This window comes from Microvirga sp. HBU67558, from assembly GCF_018069605.1.
Classification (GTDB): Bacteria; Pseudomonadota; Alphaproteobacteria; order Rhizobiales; family Beijerinckiaceae; genus Microvirga; species Microvirga terrae.
The window spans coordinates 1-763 of record NZ_JAGPUP010000265.1; the positions used below are offsets into that span (position 1 = coordinate 1).

Below are 763 nucleotides of genomic sequence, written 5' to 3' on the forward strand. Positions count from 1 at the left end.
CTGGGCCATGCCCGCTGCGGCGGCATCCGGGCCTTCGCGGACGAGACCGCCCCCCTGTCGCCGGGTGACTTCATCGGCCGCTGGATGAACCTGATCAAGCCCGCGGGCGAGCGGATCGGCCCGCGCGGGAACATAAATTTCGCCGACTATCTCACCCGTCTCGAACTGGCGGCCATTGAGAACAGCCTCAACAACCTAATGACCTTCCCCTGCATTCGCACCCTCGTGGAGCGCGGTAAGCTGGAACTCCACGGCGCTTACTTTGGCGTGGCGTCCGGTGTCCTGATGGTGCGTGACCCGGAGACTGGTGAGTATCGGTCTATGGTCGAGGACATGCCCCACCGGGTCTCGATGTTCTCCGCAACGGACGGAACTGCGATGGCACCGGCTTCGGCAAGAATGTCTTGGCTTTAGACTCAACGTAGTCGACGATGAGGCCACATTGGCGATAAGCCCTTAGACCAACCTGTACATACGGGCATCTACAAATTGGAAGCCGAACTCACTTCTCGGCTATCATCTACAAGGAGAAGTCTTCCGTGGAAAATATCGGCGTGTTCAACAGCGCACAGGGCGCTGAGGCCTCCGGCCTCCGCAATCTCAAACGGGTCTACTGGAACCTCGAGGCGCCCGCGCTCTACGAGCAGTCCCTGACCCGGGGCGAGACCCGGCTCGTGCAGGGCGGGGCGCTCCTGGCCGACACCGGCGTGCATACGGGCCGCTCGCCCAAGGACAAGTTCGTGGTGCGCGACGAGACCACGGA

The 763-nt window shown here is 62.4% G+C and carries 2 protein-coding genes; both read left to right on the forward strand.

Annotation, left to right across the window (positions count from 1 at the left end; genetic code table 11):
* Positions 1-414, forward strand: a 414-nt coding sequence (locus KBI52_RS01145) for a carbonic anhydrase (protein ID WP_305797860.1), incomplete at its 5' end; no start/stop codon positions are given.
* Between the two features lie 125 nt (positions 415-539).
* Positions 540-763: phosphoenolpyruvate carboxykinase (ATP) (locus tag KBI52_RS01150; RefSeq protein WP_210804823.1), on the forward strand; the 224-nt coding region annotated here is incomplete at its 3' end.